Here is a 23,518-nt window from a genome sequence, read left to right on the forward strand (position 1 = left end):
TTGCCTTATTGTACGCCGTTACTTGCTAACAGACGATGCCCGCCGCTCATTGAGAGCACGCTGAGCTAACGCCACTCGAGAAAGGCTGGCTACCAGCGCTAGCAGCGTGGTGCCCGCCCCTAACCATAGGGTAACTTGCATTGGAGAACCCAACGCCAGTGCTGCCCCCACCAATGCCACGCCAAACGATTGGCCAACGGTACGAGTGGTGCTCATCACGCCAGAGACATTAGCGCTACGCTCAGGCGGCAAGCTACCCATCATTTCGCGGTTATTCGGTGGCTGAAATAGACCAAACCCAATACCACATAAAGCGGTGCGCCACAGACTGCCTGCTACTCCAGTGGATTCATCCACCAGCGCGAGCGCCACTAATCCCATCATCAGCAGCATTAAGCCTGCGCTTGAAAGCACACTGGGATTGACTCGGTCAGCTAAGCGGCCTGCCAGGGGGCCGACCACCATAATCGCTAGCGGCCAAGGGGTGAACAACCACGCCGTTTCCAGCGGCGAGAACCCCATCTGCTCCTGGTAAAAAAATGACAGCGCAACAAACGTTAACCCTTGGCCGATAAACGCTAAGCCCGAGGCTGAAACGGCTAATGTAAAGCGCCTTTCAGCAAAGATGCTCAGCGGCAGCAGCGGATAAGATGCGTAGCGCTGGCGTTGAATAAACAGCGCACAAGCCAGCACAGCTACCACTGCCCAGCCACCGCTTTGCCATAGCGGTGCAGCGTGGCCCACCGCATCCATGGCGAGAAAGAAGCTCGCTAGCATCAGCATAGAGAGCAACGCACCCAGCACATCAAAGCTGCCCTGGCGCGGTTTATCGCGGGGCAATGCGCGATAGGCAAGCCATAAGGAGCACACGCCAAGGGGAACATTAAGTGCGAACAACCAAGGCCAGTCGGCAAACGAGAGGATAACGCCGCTTAATGTTGGCCCTGCCGCGTAGCCACCGGCCACCACTAACGCGCTGAGCCCCAGCGCGCTGCCCAACAAGCGTGACGGAAAAATTGCCCGATACAGCGACGGGCCAATGGACAGGGTGGCCGCCGCCCCTAACCCCTGTAAAGCTCGAAATACCAGTAGCGTTTCTAAATTACGCGACAGCGCCGCCCCTAACGCCGCGAAAACAAAGGTAGCCAAACCGAACAAATAGAGCCGCCTGCGGGTAATCAGCTCACTTATGCCTGCAAACACTAATAAGAACGCCGCGCAGACCACTTGGAATAAATTAGTGATCCATACCGCTCTGGAGGCAGGCACATTAAGATCAGCGGCTATCGTCGGGAGAGCTAGGTTGATCATGGTGGTATCAACCACCGCCATCAACGTGCCTGTGACTAGCGCCAGCACGGCTAGCGCACGCGCAGACCCTGGCAAACCATCGTCACCGGCACGAGTTTCAAACAATCTCATGGTGGACAGTTCCTAAACAGCACCATTAAAAACAGCAAAACCGGCCGGAGCCGGTTCTACAATGCGCATATATCAAGACGCCAATACGCTAGTCTTGCTCGTTATCGAGCAGCAGTGCGTCATCAACGTCAGAAATCTCAAGTGCGGTTTCATCGTCAAGATCAATCGCAAGATAGCTATGCTCAATGCGAACAAATGCTTGAAACAGTGACCAGTCGAGCTTTTCCGGCCATTGGCGCTCATCCTCTTCCCAAGCACGCAGCTCGGTCTCCAGGATTTCTGCGTAGCGCTCACGCACGAACGTCTCAAGCGCTTCTGGGGTATCCATCTCGGGGATAAGGTACACCGTGCTTTCACGTTCGACGTCGTCCAGGGTCAGGTCGTCGTCTCCCATGGTGGGTTCGAGCGCATTGATCCAGTCCACGAAGGTCTGGGTCGGCCTGACGCTCAGGGCAGAGCGATTTAGCAGTTTCATGGGATTCTCCTCGCCGTCGAAACGTTGATCATTATGGGTGCTAACGGATTAGTTTGCCATCGGTGCAGACGCAATATCGTTTCAATGCGTAAAATGAGGCAGTATTTAGGTTTAACGACATACTGTTACTTAGCAACACAGGCCGTTACAAGCCTGTGTTGGAAAGCAAATTAGGATACGCTCAATGAACACTCAAACACGACTCGAAGCGATTAAACTCAGCGTGGAACAGAATGAGCTGAATTGGCCTAACGCTGATATCGCACTCGACCAAGATAATGACTCACTGGTGTTTACGCTCAAGGACTACGGTGACTTACCTGTTACCCTAACGTATTCCGACGAAGAGTGGCTGGTAATGAGCGAAGTGGCCCCTACCAGCGCTGTTGAAGATATCAACACCTTCAATGATGCTTTGCTACGTTTGGGCATGGCCTTACCTCTGGTCAGTGTTGGCATTCACACCCTTGGTGACGAAGATTACTACGTGGTTTATGGCCAACTATTTGCAGATTGCAAGCTCGAAGCGATCAGTGCGGAAGTTGAAGCCTGTGCTCAGGCCGCACTGGAAATTGCCGATTTAATCGACTGATTGCTCATGTGATTCAGTATCAACCGGTTGTTCGTCCTGCGTGCAAGCGTCGGATTGGTTCGTCTTAAGGAGTTACCCAATGTTACTACGCAAAATGTTTACCGCCCTACGCGGCAAAGCCACTGAAACCGGCGAAGCGATTGTCGATAGTCAGGGGATTCGTATCATGGAACAAGAACTACGTGACGCTAAAACGGCAATGAATCGAGCTAATGAAGAGCTTACTACCATCATGGCCAGACGCAATCTTGCTGCAAAAGAAGTCGATGCACTGTCCGATAAGATGGCTGAGTATGAAAAAAGCGCTATGGCTGCACTTGAGAAAGGTGAACAGAGCCTAGCTGAGGAAGTTGCCGGCGAAATTGCCCGCTTGGAAAGTGAGCGCGAAATCGCTCAGGCCAATGTCACCCAGTACGATGGCACCATCGAAGCATTAAAGTCGACTATTGCTAAATCGAAAGGTGAAATCCGCCGCGTTGAGCAGCAGATGTCTCACGTTAAGGCGACTGAAGCTGCACAAAAGGCGCAGGCTGCCGTGGCATCTCAACACGCTGGTCAAAATGCCAGCATGAGCAGCGCTGTTGCCTCTCTGGAACGCATTAAAGAGCGCCAGGCACTGCAGGCTGAAAAGCTCAAAATTGGCGAATCACTGCAAGCCCAGGAGTCTGGGGCCGACTTGGAAGCGCGTCTTTCTCAAGCGGGTATCGGCAAACAGCAAACCTCAGGAAGCGATGTACTTGCTCGCCTAAAAGCCAAGCAAAATGCTGGCAACTGAGTGCCAGCGTTAACACTACCGCCTGAACACAAGGAAGAGTGACGCCATGCCAGTGCTACAACGGCTACTGAAAGTTTTAAAAGCCTCTACTATTAACGTCAGTTGGACGTTTCTGCTGCTGTTGGCGCTGGCTCATATGACAACCTCGTGGCTGCTCATGGGGCTCACCGGCGAAGAGGTCACGGGTTCACTGTCGTTGTGGCTGTATTTTTACGTCGTTACAGCGTCTACCGTGGGCTATGGGGATTTCTCACCAAGCTCAACTGCTGGACAGCTGATCGCTGTGTTTTACCTAATTCCGGGCGGCATTTCACTATTTGCTGCCCTGATCGGTAAGGCAACCGTTACGGTGGGCAACTTTTGGAGGCAGCAAATGCAAGGAAAAGGCGATTACAGCGATCTTACTGGTCACACGGTAGTGCTCGGCTGGCATGGAGAAACCACTGAAAAGATCATTGATATTCTCAAAGCTGATCGGCAGCTACCCGATGAAATCGTGCTGTGTGTCACCAAAGACATCAACAACCCACGCCCGGGCGATCTAAAATTCGTCAAGGGTGATAGCTTCGCCAATATGGCGCTGCTCAAACGCGCCGGTGTTGAAAATGCTAGCCGTATTATTATCTATGATGGCAGCGATGAACGCGTGGCCACCGTAGCGCTTTCCGCTTATAGCCTGAAATCTCCTGGTTGCCACATCGTTGCCCACTGCGAAAACCCTAATACCGCAGCGATGTTGCGGCGCACGCTACCTGGCATCGAATGCACTGAAGCCATGGCGCTAGAAATGCTGGTGCGATCAGCCACCGATGCTGGCATTAGCCGCGTCGTTAATGAGCTGCTCGCCGTGAACCATGGGGCCACTCAGTACCAAACGCAGCTGCAAGACATTCCCAAAGGCAGCACGTTTGGCCAATTATTCGCCTTAGCCAAGGAAGCGCATAATGCCACCTTGCTTGGCGTCACCTCCATTAGTGACGAAGCGAATATGCTCAACCCACCGTCTTCCCGTGAGCTGAGTGACGGCGATGTGCTGTATTACATGGCCTATGAGCGTCTGACGTCGGCCCACTTTTCATCTTTGCTGTCATGACACCCAGCCGCTTTATGGAGATTTATTACCATGCTTGGTTCACTTAAATCGTTATTTCGTGCCAACAGTAAAAGCGTGCAACAAAAACACACCAGCGAAACTGCCCAGCGTTCTAGCGGCCTGCCAGCAGGCATGACCCCAGACGACTTTAACGGCCTGCGGCTTGGTGGCATGGTGTCGCTCAATATGCTGTCGCTGAAAGCGTTTGATAGCCTGAATTTTGATGCCAGCTGGAGCGGTGAGACCCAAGAAATAGCCGCGGTCGGCGTCGTCGAACTCGGCCAAGGTGAACAGCTCGCGCGCTTTTACCTGGAAAATGACACCTGGATTCAGGCCTCTATTGCCAATGGCAAGGTGTTTGAATACAAACTGTTCGACTTCTTGTCGTCGCAACACGTTTCTAACCTTGAGTTTGATGGTTTGATCAATCAACCGGATAGCCAGAGGCCGTCTCATCCACTCGGCCAACAGCGCTTTACGCTGGAAACCGACAGTGAGACTCAAGACGACCTGAAACGCTATCAACGCGTCTGGGGCGCTGAAAATAGCGAATGGTCAGCACCGGTAGTGCTTGAAGAAACGGTGACCCGCGCCGATGGCAGCGGTATATCCCACGTCATGCACCACTGCATGCTTTATGAGCGCCATGATCAAGCCTCAGAGCGCTTTGAATATATCCTACTAAGCGCTGAAGCCGATGAGTTGGAAGGCAGCTATCAGTTAGTCACTAGCCTGGGCATTGATATCAGTGCGCTGATTATCGAAGCACACTGATTGCGAACCACGGCGTACGATTTACCACCTACGATTGACGACTAAAAAAGGAAACGATAATGGGCAATATCGGTATGTACTTGGCAGGCCTACCAGCGTTTTTCGCCTACCTGATCACCGCGGCCATCCTGCTGGTAGCGTTCATGGTCGCATACAGCAAGATTACCCCTCATCACGAATGGAAGTTGATTCAAGAAGGCAACGCCGCTGCAGCAACCGCCTTTGGTGGCGCCACACTAGGCTTTACCATACCGCTCTACAGCGCTATGGCGAACAGCGTGAGCTTCATTGATTTTATCGCCTGGGGCATCATCGCCTTTATCGTACAAATCGTTACCTTCTTTGCTATCAAGCTGGTACTGAAAAGCAAAGGTCAGAGCCTTTCCGGACATATTACCGATGGCCATATGGCATACGGCATTTTCGCGGCTACCGTCGCTATCGCGGTTGGCCTGCTCAACGCAGCGTCCATGATCTGGTAACGGGAGGTTTCAATGCAATCATCTAACCAGCCACCTCGCCGCAAACGCAGTTCTCGGCTGACCCTGGCTTTAATGGGCGCGGCCGGCACAGCCGCGTTAGCCGGCTGCGGGCAGTCATCCGCGCCGCAAGACACGCTGTCGGACGTCAACTTCTCCGAACCTAAGGCCTACCAGAACGTAGATGAGTGCGTAGCAGACGAGCTTTACACGCGTACCGCTTGTGAGGCGGCGTTTACCGCAGCCGTTGAAGCGGTTCCGCGCTTTGATTCCTTAGAAGCTTGCGAACAGGTACATGGCGAAGGGGCCTGTGAGCCACCACCTCAATCGGCTCAGCAGGGCCAAGGTGGCAGTTGGTTTGGCCCCGCGCTGATGGGCTATATGGTTGGCAACATGATGGCTAACCGCAATGGCGCAAGGGTACAAAGCCTGTATCAAGAGCCGGTCTACCGCACCCGCCAGAATCGCGGCGACTGGAACGCTGCATCGTCTTCCGCTTCGTCACGGGTGGAACAACGTAATCAGGCTTTCCGATCATCGACAATGCAGTCCAATCAGCGAGCGACTCAACGCTCTGGGTTCGGTTCGCGCTCCAGCGCACGGGGTGGATTTGGCTCCTAAGCTAACCTTAGTTCGCTTAACCTCTTCCGTCGCCCTCACCTGTGCTAGCAAGGAGCCGCTTTATGTTGCGCGTTGCCATCCCTGAACGCCCTCAATGGCGCGAGCTGGCGCACCAGCTAGGGTTTCACTTCCATACGATTGAAGGGGAGCCCTACTGGACCGAGGATGCCTATTACCAGTTCACGCTGGAACAGATTGAACAAGACATCGAAGACCCCACCGAAGCGCTACACGAGATGTGTATGGATGCCGTGGACAGGGTTTGTCAGTCCGATGCTCTTCTCCATCAGCTGAACATTCCTGAAAGGATGTGGGGTGTTATTCGTGACTCCTGGCGCAGTGGACAACCTCACTTGTATGGGCGTATGGACTTTGCCTACAGCGGTAATGGGCCTGCCAAACTGCTAGAGCTTAACTACGATACGCCCACCAGCATTTACGAGGCTGGCTTCTTTCAGTGGCTGTGGCTTGAGCAGGTGATCGAACAACGCCTGCTGCCTGCTCATGCCGATCAATTCAACTCGATTCAAGAGCGTCTGATTGCAGCCTTCGCCCACATTGGGCAGCGCCTTGAGCGGGACACATCGGCACCTCCGTCACTACACTTCGCCTCTATCAAAGCCCATGAAGAAGATCGCGCTACAGTTGCCTATTTGCAAGACTGTGCTTTACAGGCAGGTCTTAACGCTCCTTTTGTTCATATCGAAGATATCGGCTATCAACCCGACACAGATCACCGCTGTTTTGTAGACTTGGAAAATCGGCCCATCCGTGCGCTGTTTAAGCTCTACCCTTGGGAAGAAATGAGTGATGACGCTTTTGGTGAGCTGCTACCCAAAATGAAAACCCACTGGTTCGAACCACCGTGGAAAGCGATCCTCAGCAATAAGGGTATTCTGCCGTTGCTCTGGCAATGGAATGAGGGCCACCCTAATCTGCTACCGGCGTATTTTGACACCAGTGATGGCACGTCGCTGGCCCCCGGCTGGGTGCGCAAACCATTTTTCTCTCGGGAAGGGAGCAATATTGAGCTGATAACCACGAGTGGCCAGCACGAAGCCGTTGATGGCCCCTATACCGACAACCCGCGTATTCTGCAGGCCTACCACCCACTACCGCGCTTTGGCGAACGGCATGCCCTGATCGGCAGTTGGGTAGTGGGTGACAGGGCGTGCGGCATTGGTATTCGTGAAGACGTTGGCAGAATTACCAAGGACTCGAGCTGCTTTGTGCCGCACGCCATTGTCTAAAGGCGTCTTTCGGTAGACTGCGAAGCCGTTACTCGCTGACTTCGGGACGCATCGCTGGGAACAGCAGTACGTCCCGAATAGAGGGGCTATCGGTAAACAGCATCACCAAGCGATCAATACCAATTCCCTCTCCCGCCGTTGGCGGTAAGCCATACTCCAACGCGCGCACGTAGTCAGCGTCAAAATACATTGCTTCCAGATCACCGGCATCTTTCTCGGCTGCCTGCTCACGGAAGCGCTCAGCCTGATCTTCGGCGTCATTAAGCTCCGAGAAGCCATTAGCAATTTCTCGGCCACCAACAAAGAACTCAAACCGATCGGTAACAAATGGGTTGGCGTCATTACGGCGCGCCAGCGGGCTTACTTCTGCTGGGTATTCGGTGATGAACGTCGGCTGGTCCAGCTTGTGCTCAGCCACCTCTTCGAAGATCTCGGTCTGAATTTTACCCAGCCCCCAGCTCGGCTTTACTTTAATACCCAGCGTTGCTGCAACGGCTTGTGCGGCTTCCAGCGACTCCAGATCTGCATCGGTGATGCCGTCGCCATGATCCAAAATCGCTTGGCGTAGCGTCAGGCGATGGAAAGGCTGGCCGAAGTCGTAGCTAGCGCCTTGATACACAATAGTGGTGGTGCCCAGCACTTCTTGGGCCGCAGTGCGCAGCATGGCTTCAGTCATATCGAGCAGATCGCGATAATCCGCGTAGGCCCAATAGAATTCGACCATGGTGAACTCAGGGTTATGCCGCGTAGATAGCCCTTCGTTACGGAAATTACGGTTTATTTCAAACACTTTCTCGAAACCACCCACCACTAGGCGCTTGAGGTAAAGCTCAGGCGCAATGCGCAGATACATATCAATATCCAGCGCATTATGGTGGGTAATAAACGGCCGTGCCGCCGCGCCGCCTGGGATTGGCTGCAGCATCGGCGTTTCAACCTCCATAAAGCCGCGGGCTTCAAAGAAACGACGCATGGAGCTAATCACCGCCGCGCGGGTCTCAAACACCTTACGTGACTGCGGGTTCATGATCAGGTCAACGTAGCGCTGACGATAGCGCGCTTCCTGGTCAGTCAGGCCGTGAAACTTATCCGGCAGCGGGCGTAGGCTCTTGGTCAGCAGCTGCGCCTCTCTCATCATCACGTACAAATCGCCCTTACCCGACTTATGCACAGGGCCACGTGCGGCGACGATGTCACCGATATCCCATCCCTTGATGTCCTCAAGCAGGTCGGCAGGCAGCCCTTTTTTGTCCACATACAGCTGGATCTGGCCGGCCACGTCTTGAATCACGATAAATGGGCCACGCTGACGCATGACGCGCCCAGCCACCGACGCTTGATGATCAAGCGCTTCAAGCTCCGCTTTATCCTTTTCGCCTAGCAGGTTGTGTAGCTCAACCGTGAGACTGTCACGGCGAAAATCGTTCGGGAAAGCGCTCTTACCCTGCTCAGCGGCGCGCTCACGGCGAGCCGCGAGCTTGGCACGGCGCTCAGCGATTAGGTGGTTTTCGTTATCGAGAGAAGACGCGTCTTGGTTAGCCATTGGGCACCCTGTTCATGTTCAAACGCTAAAAAGATGACGAACCCCCTGATTAACTATTGCGCTTGACCATACTGCGTTAAAAATCGCCTCAAAATGCTCATTTACAACCCGTAAACTGCGCTTTTTCGTTGATTTTTGCCTTGTCTGGTCTGCGCTCATCACATTAATCAGAGGCTTCTTACAAACCCTGCTTTAGGCTGGCGACGATAAACTGATCTAAATCGCCGTCGAGCACTTTGTCGCAGTTGCTGGACTGAACGCCGGTGCGCAGGTCTTTGATGCGTTGATCGTCCAGTACATATGAGCGAATTTGGCTACCCCAACCGATATCAGCTTTAGAGTCTTCCGCTTCCTGCTTAGCCGCATTGCGCTTTTGCATTTCATGTTCCCACAGCTTCGCTTTTAACTGCTTCATAGCGAAGTCGCGGTTGGCGTGCTGGCTGCGCTGATTCTGACACGCCACCACAATGCCGCTAGGCTCGTGGGTAATCCTCACCGCTGAGTCGGTGGTGTTAACGTGCTGACCACCCGCACCACTGGAGCGGTAGGTATCTACCCGAAGGTCAGAGGGATTAATATCAACCTCAAAGCTATCGTCGATTTCCGGCGACAGAAATACCGATGCAAATGAGGTGTGACGACGGCCGCCCGAATCAAACGGACTCTTACGCACTAAACGGTGAACACCAGTTTCGGTGCGCAGCCAGCCGAAGGCGTAGTCGCCTTGTATATGCAGCGACGCTGATTTGATACCCGCCACTTCACCTGCGGAAATTTCGACAATCTCTGCTTTGAAACCGTGGCTCTCAGCCCAGCGTAAGTACATACGCAATAGGATATTCGCCCAATCTTGAGCTTCGGTGCCGCCCGACCCGGACTGAATATCGAGGTAAGCGTTGTTAGCATCCATTTCACCAGAAAACATGCGGCGAAATTCGAGCTTTTCCAGTGCTGCTTGCAGGCCATCAAGCTCTTTGCGCACCTCATCAACGGTGCCTTCGTCATCTTCCATCTCAGCAAGTTCGAGCAGGTCGCGGCTGTCAGCCAAGCCCTGGTCAAGCTCATCGATGGTGGCCACAATGGCTTCTAATGATGCACGCTCTTTACCCAGCTTTTGAGCGTAGTCTGGGTCGTTCCAAACGTTGGGATCTTCAAGCTCGCGGGAGACTTCTTCTAACCGATCTTTACGTTCGGCATAGTCAAAGATACCCCCTAAGAACGTCTGTCCGCTCAGACAGGTCCTTGATCTGGTTATGAATCGGATTTGTTTCCAACATGGATCGCCTAGCCTTGGTCAGTATCGCACGGTTCAAAAGAGACAGGCGCCGCTGGGACAGCTAGACGCCCAGGCTTAAAAAATGCCAACGCCAGCCGCCCCAGCGGCGGAATTCTGAGACGCATTGTAACGAAAGCCAACGCTTACCGCACCCATCCCGAAAAAGCTCGCCACGCAAAAAACCCGGCTTACGCCGGGCTAGTCACTCTTAACGATCTACAAAATAGCGCTAACGCACCGTCTATCAGAAGCGATAAGTAAGCTGAGCACCGAAACCATGGGCTTCGTTTTTATAGTCTGCTGAGTAGTTGGAGGTAATCGGTGGCGTTTGCTGACCGGCCACGGTGAAGCTGTCAGTTTTGCTTTGATCAATCTGGGTGCTGCGCTCGGTAAGGTACGAGTAGGCAACGTCCAAGGTTAGATCAGGCGTGGGGCTCCAGCCTGCACCAATCGAGAAAATCCGACGGTCGTCAGAGGGAATACGCACACTGCGAGTTTCATCCTGGGTGGGCGTAAAGTCTAGCGCCACCCCAGCGCGTAGTGCCAGCGTCGGCGTTAACTGGTACTCACCACCGGTGGAAAATGCCCACGCATTGGAGTAGTTCTGCTGCTCGTTAGTAATCTCACCACGCTCAGTGCCAGTAACCAGAATCTGGTCAAAGCGGCTCCAACGTGCCCAAGAGGCCCCAAACATCAGTTTGAGGTTGTCGCTCATTTGCTGGGTAAGCGAGAAGTTGATAGTTTCCGGCGTTGTTAAATCCAGCGCCGCGGTATCCGTCACTGTGCCTATGCCTAATTGATCCAGCACGGGTGAGTTCGCCGTAAAGCTGCCCTCAAGATTGAAATCTACTTTAGAGCGGTACGTTAAACCAAATGTTGTTTCAGGTGCAGGTTGGTAGATAACACCCAAGTTATAACCCCAGGCCTCATCATCGCCTTCCACACGTGAATCCACTTCAGAAAGGCCCAGCGGTGTTGCCACGGGCACCTGACGGCGAAGTTCACCCTCTACTCGGTTATAGGTAAGGCCAGCCCCCACAGACCACTGCTCGTTGAAGCGATAAGACACCGTTGGCTGAGCCGTCATCACTTTCACTTCGGTGTAATTACCCTGGTTACGGCCTTGGAAACCATCTTCATAGTCAGTTTTCGAGCCGAAGGGTGCATATACCCCAAAACCAAACGCTAGCTGTTCGTTAACAGGATGGGCATAAAAGGCAAAGGGGATTAGCGTACCTGGCACCATATCGCCGTCGTTAGAACCTGCCACTGGCAACGTATCTGTTGCGCCTCCTGTTGCTTGCAGGAAAGCAGGGCTACTCTGTGAAGCACGTACATTAGAGATGTCACTATTTACGTTGAGGAACGTGCCACCCGCCGTGATTTGGGCCCGGTCTAAAAACGACATACCCGCCGGGTTACCGTACACAATGGTTGCATCATGCACATTTGAGCTACGCCCAGCATGGCCATAGCCTTGGCCACTAACGCTCTGTTCGTTGATTTGATATCCACCGGCCTGCGCCTGACTGGCAAAAGCGACGGATGCGACTGCGGCCGCCAAGGTAAGCTTTTTAAATTTATTATGCATAGTGGGCCTCTCTTCCCAATGATCCGATGGATACATCCATCCACCTTCTTTGTTTTACCACGTCAGTTTTCGCCCAATGACCGCTTGGGATCAAGGGCAAACGAGCGTTTTATTTCGGTTTTGTCTTATACATTAGTCGAACGAGTGTTTTAAATCAGTGTTTTAGTCATTCCGACTGATGGTCCCGATACCGCTTGACCTATGTGTTACCCATAGGTTTTACACTAAAAAACATTCCTACTTCCACGCAGAGGACGTTATGCAGTCTGGAGCGATGAAGGTCGGCGAGCTTGCCAAACGCGGCAGCGTTACCGCTGAAACGGTTCGTCATTACACCCGCGAGGGGTTGCTGGCGCCAACCCGGCACCCTGATAACGGCTACCAGCTATTTTCAGCGACTGACTTAGAGCGTCTGAACTTTATCCAACGGGCGCGTAAGCTTGGCTTTAGCGTGGCAGAGATTCGCGACATTCTGGCTCACGCTGATCAGGGTGACTCACCTTGCCCACTGGTGCGCGATTTACTCTCTCACCGGCTACCGCAAATTCGTGAGCGCATTGCTGAGCTAGAGGCGCTAGCCCAGCGAATGGAACAGGCACTCGAAAGTTGGCAGGACATGCCAGACGGTACCCCAGACGGACATAGCCTGTGCCGATTAATCGAAAGCTTTCCCGAGGAGGCACCATGCAGTCACACGACTTGCAACCACAAACGCTGATTCGTACCGTGCCAGGCATGAACTGCCAGGGTTGTGTAAAACGCATGCGCGAAGCGATCCAGGCCAAGGACCCTAATGCAGAGGTAGTCGGCATCCCCGCTGACAAGCGCTTGGAAGTCGTCAGCACGCTAACGGATGAAACGCTTAACAGCGCGCTACACGACGCAGGTTACCCGCCTGGCGACGTGTCATTGGAAAAAGCGGCAGATGAAAACAGCGTCTCACCTAGCGAAGCTGACACCGCTGTTGACAGCGACACTCGCGTTGATGCTGATAGTCGCCAGGGAGCGACAGAGACATCACGCAGTGGCTCAGGTAACCAGCAGATTCGTCTAGCCATCAGCGGCATGTCCTGCGCCAGCTGTGTCAAAAGCGTGCAGAAAGCACTGGAAAACACCCCAGGGGTTGAAACCGCCAGCGTCAACTTCGGCACTCATACTGCGCAGGTATTTGGCCATGCAGATTCACAGGCGTTGGTTGATGCGGTGGATTCCGTCGGGTATAGCGCTGAGCCGATTGTCGATATGCGCGAAGCGGAAAAAACCCGCGCCGAACAGGAAGCCAAGCAGTATAAGCAACGCCTGAAAGGCAGCGCTTATGCCCTGGCACTGGCTCTGCCCCTGATGCTCAGCATGTTTGTCTACCACCCTCACCCTGTGGGTGGTGGGCGGCTTTTCTGGCTGGTGATCGGGCTTCTTACCCTCGCGGTCATGGCCTTTCCTGGTCGTCACTTTTTTGTTAACGCCTGGAAAAATTTCAAGCATCACCAGGCCAATATGGACACTTTGGTCGCCATGGGTACCGGCACCGCTTGGCTGTATTCTATGGCCGTGGTTGCCTTTGCACCCTGGCTGCCAGAGGTCGCTCACGGCATCTACTTTGAAGCTTCAGCCATGGTGATTGGCCTGATTCTGCTGGGCAACGCCATGGAGCTGAAAGCCCGTGGCCGCACCAGCGATGCGTTGAAGCGCCTTCTGGATCTACAAAGCCGTACCGCCCGGGTGATCCGCGACGGTGAGGAGCAGGAAATCGAGATTGACGCCGTACGCAGCGGTGACCATATCCGTGTGCGCCCTGGCGAGCGCCTGCCGGTGGATGGCGAGGTGCTCGAAGGCACCAGCCATATTGATGAATCCATGTTGACCGGCGAGCCGGTACCAGTGAAAAAAGCAGCCGGAGATGAAGTCAGTGCAGGCACTGTCAACGGCAAGGGCGGGCTTGTTTATCAGGCTACCCGAGTGGGTGCTGACACTCGGCTTGGGCAGATCACCGAGCAGGTGGCCAACGCTCAGAACTCACGCCCACCGATTGGTGAACTGGCCGACAAGGTATCGAGTATTTTCGTTCCCTCGGTGATGATTATCGCCGTGCTGACGGCGTTGGTATGGTTTAACTTTGGTGCCGAGCCACGGGTAATTCATATGCTGGTCACCGCCACCACAGTACTGATTATCGCCTGCCCCTGTGCGCTGGGTCTGGCCACACCTATCTCAACCATGATAGGGGTCGGCAAGGCCGCTGAGCACGGCGTGCTGGTGCGCAATGGCGAAGCCCTGCAAACCGCCAGCAAGCTGACCACGCTGGTGGTCGACAAGACCGGCACGCTGACTGAAGGCAAGCCCAGCGTCACCGAGGCGCATACCCTTCAGGGCGATGAAGAGACCGCGCTTGGCTATGTGATGGCACTGGAGCGTGGCTCGGAGCACCCGCTGGCAGCGGCGCTCACCGCCCATGGCGAAGACGCCAACGCAAAAGCAGCTGAGATCCGCAACTTCGACAGCGTCACCGGCGGTGGCGTCAAGGCCGAAACATCCGACGGCAAGGCCTTACTGCTAGGCAATGCACGCCTGCTGGAGAATGCGGGCATCGACCTGACCGGTGGAAAGGACACTGCTCGCGAACTCGAAGATAAGGCACGCACTCTGGTCTATTTGGCGGTTGACGGCCAGCTAACGGCGCTGTTCGGCATCAGCGACCCGCTGCGCGACGACACCAAGGCGGCCATCAAACGGCTGCAAAACGATGGCCTCAAAGTCGTGATGCTGACCGGTGATAATCAGCACACGGCTGCTGCGATTGCCCGCGAGGTGGGCATTGATGACTACCGCGCCGGACTATTGCCAGAAGATAAACACGCTGAAATCGAGCGTTTGCAGCAGGCCGGTGAAGTGGTCGGCATGGTCGGCGACGGCATTAACGACGCCCCTGCCCTGGCACGTGCCAACGTTGGCTTTGCCATTGGCCAGGGAACCGATGTGGCGATTGAAAGTGCCGGTATGACGCTGATGCGCGGTTCGCTGCATGGGGTGGCAGATGCCATCGAGATCAGTCAGGCCACTCTGCGCAACATCAAGCAGAACCTGGTCGGCGCCTTTGGCTACAACGTGCTGTGCATCCCGATTGCCGCCGGGGTGTTCTACCCGCTGACCGGCATGCTGCTCTCGCCGATGATTGCCGGGGCGGCCATGTCGCTGTCCTCGATTACCGTGGTCAGCAACGCCAACCGCCTTCGGCTGTGGAAAACCCAGCGCAAAAGCGCTGCCAGCCACTCAGACACCACTGCAACACAGGAGCAAAGCGTATGAGTATTCTGGTTAACTTGGCTGGTTTTGGCCTGATCGCTGCCATCGTCTGGTGGTTCTGGCTTAACGCTTGATAAGCAATATCACCGTGGTTGTAGCATCATGGGTAGGCCGCCTTGTGGGCGTAATGTCAGCCGACATTCAATGCTCACTTGGTGGCCTGAAACTAGTTTTGGCGTGAAGTGCTGTGCCAATGTCGCTAAGCAGAGAACCCCCTCATAAAGTCCGAAGCGTTTTCCGAGACAAACCCGAGGGCCTACGCTAAAGGGTAGATAGGCGAATTTGTCTGGACGTGGAGACTCTGGAAGAAAACGCTCTGGCACAAAATGATCGGGTGCTTCCCATAATTTACGATGCCGGTGCAACAACCAAGGAGACACCAACAAAACGGTGCCTTGACGCACATCTCGATTGCGCACCTTATCGTCTCCCCGCGCTTGTCGGCTTAGCATAGGTACAGGCGGATATAGCCGCATGGCTTCTTCAAATACCGCCATGGTGTAGGGCAGATTAGCGACATCTTCGTAGCACGGTGTTCTACCATCGAGCACTTCATCAAGTTCATGCTGCAGGCGCGCCATAGCATGAGGGTCATAATCGAGTAAATACCAACACCATGCTAGTGCATTGGCGGTTGTTTCATGTCCTGCCATAAACATGACAATCGCTTCATTACGCACTGCTTTTCGGCCCATCGGGCAGCTATTATCTCCACCATCCTTCATAGACGTCATAAAGCTCTCAATCAGGCTATGCTGTCCTTGCCCTGATCTATACGTATGACGATCAATGATGCGGTCAATAATTTCATGCACTTGTTTTGCCGAATAACGCGTACGTGCTCTTCGTAGTGGATTACCTAGCAAACTTAAAAATGGCAATCCCAGCATATTGGCCATATCTAAGTGCTCAGAATGACGCTGGTATTCGGTAAAACCAGCCACCACCTGCTCAGCTTCTTCGTCTGTGGTGTCATCCCCAAAAATCGTTCGGCCAATGATACGCGCGGTCAAATGAGCCATCTCAGTCAGCATATCAATGGGCGCGTCCGATGGATGTTGGGCCCAGCGCTTGGCAGTCTCCTCCGCCGAGGCGGTCATGGTGGTACAGAAACCGGGCAACAGGCCATTCGTTAGCGATGGCGCACACTGGCGTCGACGCTGGCGCCACAAATCGCCATCGCTGACAAACAACCCATCATCAAGTAGCGGTTCCAGAGCACGACGCATTTGCGGACTTTTACGATCATAGTTGTCATGTTGTTCAAGGAAAACACGACGAACCGTATCGGGGCTATTACACAAGACATAGTCTTGCTTCATCAACGACATGCGCGAGGTACGTATTGAGTAATCTTCTTCCCGCCAGACAGAAAGTAAATTGTGCTGCGCCAAACGCAGCCGATGCACGATGCCTTTGCTGGCTGAAACAGGCGTTACCTTGACCGGAGGTTCCAAACACTTAGCACTGTTCAATGCCTCAGAAAGCCCCTGGTGGCCATTCGAGTTGTTTGTTGTTATCGCTTTGGATAAAACACTATCGTGGTGCATTGTCCCCTGCCCTACTATTTATATGTTTGGAAATCGACTCTTATTCGCGGGACATACTTTTTAACTAAATTTAACGACGCCTACTTTAACAGGAATAGGCGGTTTGAGGCATCGGAGGCTATCTACCCTGTTTTGCAAAAACTCTTCAGCGGCTTACTATCATTGGTTCTGTTTAACTAACTCCGATGTACCGCCCTGGTTTGTGGTTCAAGGCAATAATCAAATTCAGCGTCAGAGCCCCCAACACAGAGTAACCCACGCGGTCTAACGGAAGTTGGGTTAGTGCCACCAGCAGAATTAGTCCGTCGATGCCCAACTGCACATAGCCTGCTCGCAGGCCGTGCTTTTCTTGCAGGTAGAGCGCGAGAATATTAATTCCCCCTAGGCTGGTTCGATGCCGGAACAGCATCAACATGCCTATGCCCATTAAAGCGCCCCCCATCAACGCAGCGTACAGCGATGGAACATTGGCAAACTGTACCCAGCCTTGGGTGAGTTCAGAAAACAGCGACACCAAGCCAATCGCCGCAAACGTGCGCAGCGTAAAACTCCACCCCATACGCTTAATCGCCAAATAGTAAAACGGCAAATTAATGGCAAAAAACCAGAAGCCAAATCCCCAACCAGTCACGTAATTCAGCAGTAATGCCAGCCCCGCGGTGCTGCCAGTAATCAATACTGAATGGGTGTAAAATGCCACTCCTAAAGCAACAAACAGCGTGCCAAGTAGCATGGCCATCATATCTTCATAGTATTTATGCGGATCTTTAGGAAGATCGTCCCGCATGAGGGTGTCCTTTTGTAGAATTGTTCGAGCACTGATTCCAAGAGACTCTGCAACGTCAGTGGCCTTAAAAGGCATCACCGGTAAGGGAGAACGTATTTCCGACGCTCAATGGCTCTTATCTCATCAACCTCCCATAACACTCTCTAGTACATTGGCGGCATTGGCTGCCCCATTTGCGTTCTGTACGGCGCTTGAAAAGCGTTGAGCAGATTGACGAAATACTGGTTCATGCATTAATCGCTCTAGTTGTCGCACCAATTTATTGGGATTAATTCTACGCACTGACATCTGCAAGCCGAATTTTTGGCGCACGCCAATTTGAGCATTGAGACGCTGCTCATAGTGGGCGGGCAGCGCCAGCATTGGCACACCAGCCGCTAATGACTGATGATACATACTGCCATTCCCACCGTGATATAGCATTGCTCGGGCATGAGCCAAAAGCTGCGAGCCAGGCGCATAGCGCGTAAAACGGAAATTACTCGGGGCAGCGTTCATCACCTCTTCGCTCACCTGACCACCAGTGGTCACCATAAAACGATAGGGCAGCGCTCCCAACGTGGGGTAAGTGCTACACAAAAAGTGCTCCAACAATCCTGTTGAACCCATGGTGATATAAACATTGGGCGTACCATCTTGGAGTTCATCAAACCAGTCAGGTAACGGCGCCGCTAGATCAGGTGAGATCGGCCCCACCATATGATAGTCGCGAAACCGTTTAGGCAAGCTGTAGAGCCCTGGTAAATCAGGCGAAATCATTGGCATGTTATAGAGCATGTCAAAGGCATTTTGGTCTGGCCGCTGATACTTCTGATAAAGTCGCCGTCGGATACCAGATAATAAGTAGCGATCTAAGCCTTTAGCAGCATAGTAGGTCGGCGTTGGCGGCGTTAGCAGTCTCGCGGCATAGCCATTCATGACACCAGCACACGGTACGCCGGCAATGTACGCAGCGGTACTGGCACTTACCGTGGCATCACCCACCACTAGATCAGGTTTGACCTTTTCGATAGCCTGCAGCTGGGACTCAACAATCTTGCTCAGAGGCGCCCAATAGCGTAGGTGCACCATATCCCAAAAGGAGGCTTTCCAACCAAGACGCTGAAAGCGTGACCATATGTCGGGAAGATTCGGCTCCCGAGCATAGAGAAGAGGGAACCCCGCGTCTTGAACAAGGCCCAAGCGAGAACTGGGATGGTTAGGGTCATCACCGGCGAAAAACACCTCGTGCCCGCGCTGACGCAGCACGTTGGCTATCTCGATACAACGCACAGTATGCGCAAGCACCCAACCCAAGGGAAAAAACAGGATACGTGACGGTTTGGCAGCCACATTGCTACCACTAAGTAAGCCTGACATACCAAGTTTCCTGTCTTATTCAACCATCAAATGATGTTGCCCACTGACTAAAACCCGCGAATAGCAAAGAAGATTAAACTGGGCTAGCGTGCTCGACCATCAATTGGAGAGTTTCACGCCCTCGCCAGCGATTGCGATTAAGCTTATAGGCGCAGTGCAACGTATCGCCCACGCCAAACGAGGGCAGCTCTCCTGGCGTTAACGCGCGAAACCAGATCGCTTTACTGGTCACCGCGCCCATGGAAAGCTCCATCATCAGATGCGAACCTTCAGCGCCGACCGGGCGTAGCGCCTCAACAATAAATCGCCCTTCAAACAGGGGCGGGTCAAATTCACGCCCGTAAGGGCCAAGGGCTTCGACCTGGGTAAGCGTTACCAGAGACAGCTGAGCGGTAGAAAGCTCGCCATCTGTCCACAGCCGCGGGTAAAGCGGCGTATCGCCCAGCTGCTCGCCAACTGCCTGTAAAAAGGCGGCTTTAAAGGCCGCTAGCTGCTCTCTTGGCACGCCGACACCGGCCGCCCCACTGTGGCCGCCAAAGCGTGGTAACGCCTCGGGGGCTAGCTCAAAGGTGCGTTGCAACGCATCGCGCAGATGCAGGCCATCAATCGAGCGGCCAGAGCCGGTCAACATATTGGGCGCCGCCGCGCGAGTCAGCACCAATGCAGGGCGGCCATAGGCCTGCACCAGCCGTGAAGCGACAATTCCCTGTACGCCTGGGTGGCCGTCTTCTAGCAGCACCACCACCACAGGCTCATTGGCTTCCAGCGCAGGAGCAGCAAGCGTACGTGCCTCTTCTGCCATGTCCGCCTCGATCGCCTTACGGGACTGATTGTCCTGGTCGAGCACCTCTAGCTGGCGATTGGCGACACTGTCGCTTTCCGCCAGCATAAAGTGCAGCGCCGCGTAGGGGTCATCTAGCCGCGAACGGGCGTTGATTCTGGGCCCCATTTGAAACGCCAGCGTTTCGGCATTAAACGGCACGCTATCCGCCCCGAGCCGCGCTGCCATGGCACGCCAACAGGCAGCATCCATGCGGTTGATCAGTGTTAACCCGTGGCTCACCACGGCACGGTTAGCGGGGCTACCGCCCAGTGAAACACAGTCCGCTACGGTGCCTAGTGCGACATAAGAGAGCCACGGCGATAGCTTGGGCGTCGCGTCAGGCAGCGCTCCCCATTCAATCAATACCCCGCGGGCAAGCGACATCAAAAGCCACGCCACCATGCACCCCGCAATGGTTTTATCGGGATAGTCACAATCACTGCGTGTTGGGTTAACACAGGCGTAGGCGGAAGGCGGCGGGCCTTCCAACGGCAGCGCGTGATGGTCGCTGACCACCACATCAATACCGGCGGCTTTGAGTCGTGCAATCCGCGGCTCATCTGAGCTACCGCAGTCGGCGGTAATCACCAGCGTGGGCAGCGGCTTTAAACCAAGCGTGCGTTCCACCAGCGGCAAGCTAATGCCATAACCATCGTGGATACGGTGCCCAATCAAACTATGTAGTTTGTGTTCGGGTACGCCAAACAGCTCCACTAACGTGCGCCGAATCACCACGTGGGAGGTGATACCATCCACGTCGTAATCGGTGAGAATGCCGATAGACTCCCCTTCTGCCACTGCTTGGGCGATCCGTTCAGCGGCGCGGCGGCCATCGGCTAACTTTTCGGGGTGCGCTAAGTAACGCAGGCTTGGCGCCACCAACGGTGCAAGCTCTCCCGTGTAACCCGGTAGGCGTGAGGCCAATAGCCGTGCCTGTAGCTCGCTTAAGCCTTCCGCCTGGGCACGTACATACACGGCCTCGTCCAGTGGACGAGGCTCTAAGCGTGGCTGATTGGCGTTCTGCTGCGCGAGTGCTGGTTCGTCGGCCATGACTCCTCAGCGCCGATTATCAGCGACAAACTGCTGCACGGCGCTTAGCTCAGCGGGCAACACTGTGTAACGCTCTTCGCGCTCCAGCAGGTCGTCCATATGAGTGGGCAACGGCACGCCCTGGAAGCCTGCTTTGACCACGGCTTCAGCAAACTTCGCTGGATGCGCGGTCGCCAGTGTAATCACCGGCGTCGTGTTATCTACTCGTGCGCGCTCTGCAGCGCGGTAGCCAGTCGCCGTATGGGGGTCAAGAATTTCCCCAGTACGGTGGTGAGCTTCACGAATGACTTCAAGAATGGTCGCATCATCCACACTGTGGCTGGCAAACTTTTCACGCAGCTTGGCCAGCGGTGCATCGGCAAGCGCCGTAGGCTCTTGCTGGAAACGCTCTAGCAGCGCTGCCACAGCGGCACCGTCACGGTCGTAAGCATCGAACAGTAAACGCTCAAAATTTGACGAGACAACAATATCCATCGAAGGCGCAAGCGTCGCTGCCAACTCTTTTTTGGAAAAGTCGTTGGCCGTCAGCGTACGATGCAGAATGTCGTTGGAGTTAGTGGCGATAATGAACTGCTTAACCGGCAAGCCCATTTTATAGGCCATATAACCGGCAAACACGTTACCGAAATTAGCCGACGGAACGCAGAAGCTAACTTCCCTCTGGGGTGCACCCAATGCAACGCCAGCAGCAATGTAGTAAACGATCTGCGCCATAATGCGCGCCCAGTTGATCGAGTTCACAGCCACTAAGCGCGTGCCATTCAGGAAGTCCTGGTTGGCAAAGCTGGCCTTGACCATTGCCTGGGCGTCATCGAAGTTACCTTCAATGGCGATATTAAACACGTTATCAGCCAGCACCGAGGTCATCTGGCGGCGCTGAACTTCTGATACACGGTTATGTGGATGAAGAATAAAAATGTCGAGGTTATCGCAGTGGCGACAGCCTTCAATGGCCGCTGAACCCGTGTCTCCAGAGGTCGCGCCCATAATTACGGCACGCTCGTCACGCTTTTTCAAAAAGTGGTCTAGCAGCCGCCCAAGCAGCTGCAACGCAACGTCCTTAAACGCAAGCGTCGGGCCGTGGAACTGCTCTAGCAGAAAGTGACCAGCATCTAGCTGCTTAAGCGGCACGACGGCGTCATGGTTGAACGTGGCATAGGCTTCTGTCACTAAGCGACGGAACGTCTCATCGTCAATTTCGCCATTTACAAACGGCTTCATCACCCGAAACGCAATCTCGGCGTAGGAAAGACCGGCCATGCTGGCCAGCTCTTCCTTGGAAAACTCGGGCAGTGTTTCCGGCACGTAAAGCCCGCCGTCGCTGGCCATACCCGTCAATACTACTTCTTCAAAGGAGAGCGCGGGCGCTTGGCCGCGCGTACTGATATAACGCATGGGTTACTCTCCTTCGTCCAGACTTTCAACGCGGATACGGGTCACCGGGCCAGCAATATCCGCCATGGACTCGATCTCACGAATCGCTTCGTTCATCTGCTTTTCTTTGGTGCGGTGCGTCAGCAGAATGATCGGCACCAGTTCACCTTCGGTCGCTTCTTTCTGGATCAGCGCCTCAATAGAGATGCCCTGCTCAGCCAGGATGGTGGCGACACGTGCCAATACACCGGGACGATCCACCGCCAGCAGACGCAGATAATACGCCGTGGTGATGTCTTCCATCGGCATAATAGGCAGTTGGCTCACATCTTCATCAATGCCGCTAAAGGCCAGATATGGCACCCGGTAGTGGTGATCGGTAGTGATGTCACGCGCCACGTCTAGCAGGTCAGCGACCACCGCAGAAGCCGTTGGCTCAGCGCCAGCCCCAGCGCCATAATAAAGCGTTGGGCCAACTGCATCGCCCATCACAGCAATCGCATTTTTAACGCCGTGCACATTGGCCAGCAAGCGCTCTTTAGGAATCAGCGTCGGGTGAACCCGCAGTTCCAGCCCTTGATCAGTTCGTTTAGAAATGCCCAGGTGTTTAATCACGTAGCCCAGGTTATCGGCCTGCTCAACGTCTTCGGCGGTAATGCGGGAAATCCCCTCGGTAAAGGCTTTTTCAAACTGCAGCGGCACGCCATAGGCAATGGATGCCAGAATGGTCAACTTATGGGCAGCGTCGATACCCTCCACATCAAAGGTGGGATCAGATTCGGCATAACCTAACGCCTGCGCTTCAGCCAACACATCTTCAAACGCGCGGCCTTCATCACGCATGTGCGTGAGGATGTAGTTGCCGGTGCCATTAATGATGCCCGCTACCCACTCGATGCGGTTAGCACCCAGGCCTTCGCGTAACGATTTGATGACCGGAATACCGCCCGCAACGGCTGCTTCAAAGGCAACAATAACGCCTTTCTCATGAGCGGCACGGAAAATTTCGTTACCGTGAACCGCAATCAAGGCCTTGTTGGCAGTCACGACGTGTTTGCCGTTCTCAATAGCGGTCAGCACCAATTCACGGGCGATGTCATAACCGCCGATTAACTCTACCAGCACATCCACATTGGGGTTGTTAGCCACCTCAAACACGTCAGAGGTCGCATTAATGCCGGTAATATCGCAGTCAGGATGAATACTGCGGTGGGCAACCTGCTCAATCACAATCGGGCGGCCTGCACGACGGCTAATGTCATCAGCGTTACGTGTTAATACGTTGAATGTACCGCCACCGACCGTACCTAACCCACAAATGCCTACTCTTACCGGTTTCAAAATACTTCCCCTTTCGTGATGGGCACTCCAGGTGCCGCCTCTT

General features: G+C 54.2%; 20 protein-coding genes. 9 read left to right on the forward strand and 11 right to left on the reverse strand.

From position 1 onward, the window contains the following. Positions 1-18 precede the first annotated feature (18 nt). Positions 19-1,422, reverse strand: a complete 1,404-nt coding sequence (locus M0220_RS05545; RefSeq protein WP_264018909.1) for an MFS transporter — start codon at positions 1,420-1,422, stop codon at positions 19-21. Between the two features lie 88 nt (positions 1,423-1,510). Further along, complete coding sequence (locus M0220_RS05550) at positions 1,511-1,897, reverse strand: hypothetical protein (protein WP_030074387.1); 387 nt, start codon at positions 1,895-1,897, stop codon at positions 1,511-1,513. Positions 1,898-2,081: 184 nt separating this feature from the next. Here M0220_RS05550 and M0220_RS05555 point away from each other — a divergent pair, with 184 nt between their 5' ends. The 7 genes from M0220_RS05555 to M0220_RS05585 all read left to right on the forward strand — a co-directional run bounded on the left by M0220_RS05555 (position 2,082) and on the right by M0220_RS05585 (position 7,481). Then, positions 2,082-2,489 (forward strand): DUF2170 family protein, encoded by a 408-nt coding sequence (locus M0220_RS05555; RefSeq protein ID WP_030074389.1) that lies wholly within the window; start codon positions 2,082-2,084, stop codon positions 2,487-2,489. Positions 2,490-2,568: 79 nt separating this feature from the next. Continuing rightward, the gene (locus M0220_RS05560) at positions 2,569-3,264 is read left to right on the forward strand and encodes a PspA/IM30 family protein (RefSeq protein WP_030074391.1); all 696 of its coding nucleotides are present in this window, start codon (positions 2,569-2,571) and stop codon (positions 3,262-3,264) included. Between the two features lie 46 nt (positions 3,265-3,310). Beyond that, positions 3,311-4,357 (forward strand): ion channel, encoded by a 1,047-nt coding sequence (locus tag M0220_RS05565; protein WP_030074392.1) that lies wholly within the window; start codon positions 3,311-3,313, stop codon positions 4,355-4,357. A 30-nt stretch (positions 4,358-4,387) separates the two neighbouring features. Then, entirely contained in the window at positions 4,388-5,131 is a 744-nt protein-coding gene (locus M0220_RS05570; RefSeq protein WP_030074394.1) for a DUF2491 family protein, read from the forward strand. A gap of 59 nt (positions 5,132-5,190) precedes the next feature. Further along, complete coding sequence (locus M0220_RS05575) at positions 5,191-5,613, forward strand: DUF350 domain-containing protein (protein ID WP_030074396.1); 423 nt, start codon at positions 5,191-5,193, stop codon at positions 5,611-5,613. Positions 5,614-5,625: 12 nt separating this feature from the next. After that, positions 5,626-6,231 (forward strand): DUF1190 domain-containing protein, encoded by a 606-nt coding sequence (locus M0220_RS05580; RefSeq protein ID WP_030074397.1) that lies wholly within the window; start codon positions 5,626-5,628, stop codon positions 6,229-6,231. A 62-nt stretch (positions 6,232-6,293) separates the two neighbouring features. Beyond that, a complete protein-coding gene (locus M0220_RS05585) occupies positions 6,294-7,481 on the forward strand; it encodes a glutathionylspermidine synthase family protein (RefSeq protein ID WP_264018910.1) in 1,188 nt (395 codons plus the stop codon). 28 nt (positions 7,482-7,509) lie between these two features. On the opposite strand, the gene lysS is transcribed toward M0220_RS05585, so the two are convergent. From lysS to M0220_RS05600, 3 genes are all read right to left on the reverse strand, one after another. Next, positions 7,510-9,024 carry a lysine--tRNA ligase gene (lysS, locus tag M0220_RS05590; protein ID WP_030074401.1) on the reverse strand — a complete coding sequence of 505 codons (1,515 nt, stop codon included), beginning with the start codon at positions 9,022-9,024 and terminating at the stop codon, positions 7,510-7,512. A 178-nt stretch (positions 9,025-9,202) separates the two neighbouring features. Continuing rightward, positions 9,203-10,301, reverse strand: a protein-coding gene (gene prfB, locus M0220_RS05595; protein WP_156963086.1) for a peptide chain release factor 2 whose coding sequence is annotated in 2 segments (ribosomal slippage) — positions 9,203-10,225 and positions 10,227-10,301 — 1,098 coding nt in all. Because the reading frame shifts where the segments join, the coding sequence is not laid out codon by codon here. Positions 10,302-10,544: 243 nt separating this feature from the next. Beyond that, positions 10,545-11,891 (reverse strand): OmpP1/FadL family transporter, encoded by a 1,347-nt coding sequence (locus tag M0220_RS05600; protein ID WP_030074404.1) that lies wholly within the window; start codon positions 11,889-11,891, stop codon positions 10,545-10,547. 274 nt (positions 11,892-12,165) lie between these two features. On the opposite strand from M0220_RS05600, the gene M0220_RS05605 reads away from it, so the two are divergent. Both M0220_RS05605 and M0220_RS05610 read left to right on the forward strand, forming a co-directional pair. Beyond that, complete coding sequence (locus tag M0220_RS05605; protein WP_030074406.1) at positions 12,166-12,609, forward strand: MerR family transcriptional regulator; 444 nt, start codon at positions 12,166-12,168, stop codon at positions 12,607-12,609. Further along, complete coding sequence (locus tag M0220_RS05610) at positions 12,576-15,194, forward strand: heavy metal translocating P-type ATPase (protein WP_264018911.1); 2,619 nt, start codon at positions 12,576-12,578, stop codon at positions 15,192-15,194. The genes M0220_RS05605 and M0220_RS05610 overlap by 34 nt, the downstream gene beginning before the upstream one ends. 80 nt (positions 15,195-15,274) lie before the next feature. Here the strand turns inward: M0220_RS05610 and M0220_RS05615 are convergent, their stop codons facing one another. From M0220_RS05615 to M0220_RS05640, 6 genes are all read right to left on the reverse strand, one after another. Beyond that, positions 15,275-16,741: a cytochrome P450 gene (locus M0220_RS05615; RefSeq protein WP_030074410.1), complete on the reverse strand. Its 1,467-nt coding sequence runs from the start codon at positions 16,739-16,741 to the stop codon at positions 15,275-15,277. Between the two features lie 172 nt (positions 16,742-16,913). Then, complete coding sequence (locus M0220_RS05620; RefSeq protein ID WP_264018912.1) at positions 16,914-17,528, reverse strand: YitT family protein; 615 nt, start codon at positions 17,526-17,528, stop codon at positions 16,914-16,916. 123 nt (positions 17,529-17,651) lie between these two features. After that, a complete protein-coding gene (locus M0220_RS05625; protein WP_264018913.1) occupies positions 17,652-18,887 on the reverse strand; it encodes a glycosyltransferase in 1,236 nt (411 codons plus the stop codon). A gap of 73 nt (positions 18,888-18,960) precedes the next feature. Next, positions 18,961-20,760, reverse strand: coding sequence for a single-stranded-DNA-specific exonuclease RecJ (locus tag M0220_RS05630; protein ID WP_264018914.1), 1,800 nt, complete (start codon positions 20,758-20,760; stop codon positions 18,961-18,963). Positions 20,761-20,766: 6 nt separating this feature from the next. After that, complete coding sequence (gene thrC, locus M0220_RS05635) at positions 20,767-22,155, reverse strand: threonine synthase (protein ID WP_030074418.1); 1,389 nt, start codon at positions 22,153-22,155, stop codon at positions 20,767-20,769. Positions 22,156-22,158: 3 nt separating this feature from the next. After that, positions 22,159-23,475 (reverse strand): homoserine dehydrogenase, encoded by a 1,317-nt coding sequence (locus M0220_RS05640; RefSeq protein ID WP_030074419.1) that lies wholly within the window; start codon positions 23,473-23,475, stop codon positions 22,159-22,161. Between the last annotated feature and the right edge of the window lie 43 nt (positions 23,476-23,518).

The sequence above is a fragment of the Halomonas qinghailakensis genome, from assembly GCF_025820815.1.
Taxonomy (GTDB): domain Bacteria; phylum Pseudomonadota; class Gammaproteobacteria; order Pseudomonadales; family Halomonadaceae; genus Vreelandella; species Vreelandella qaidamensis.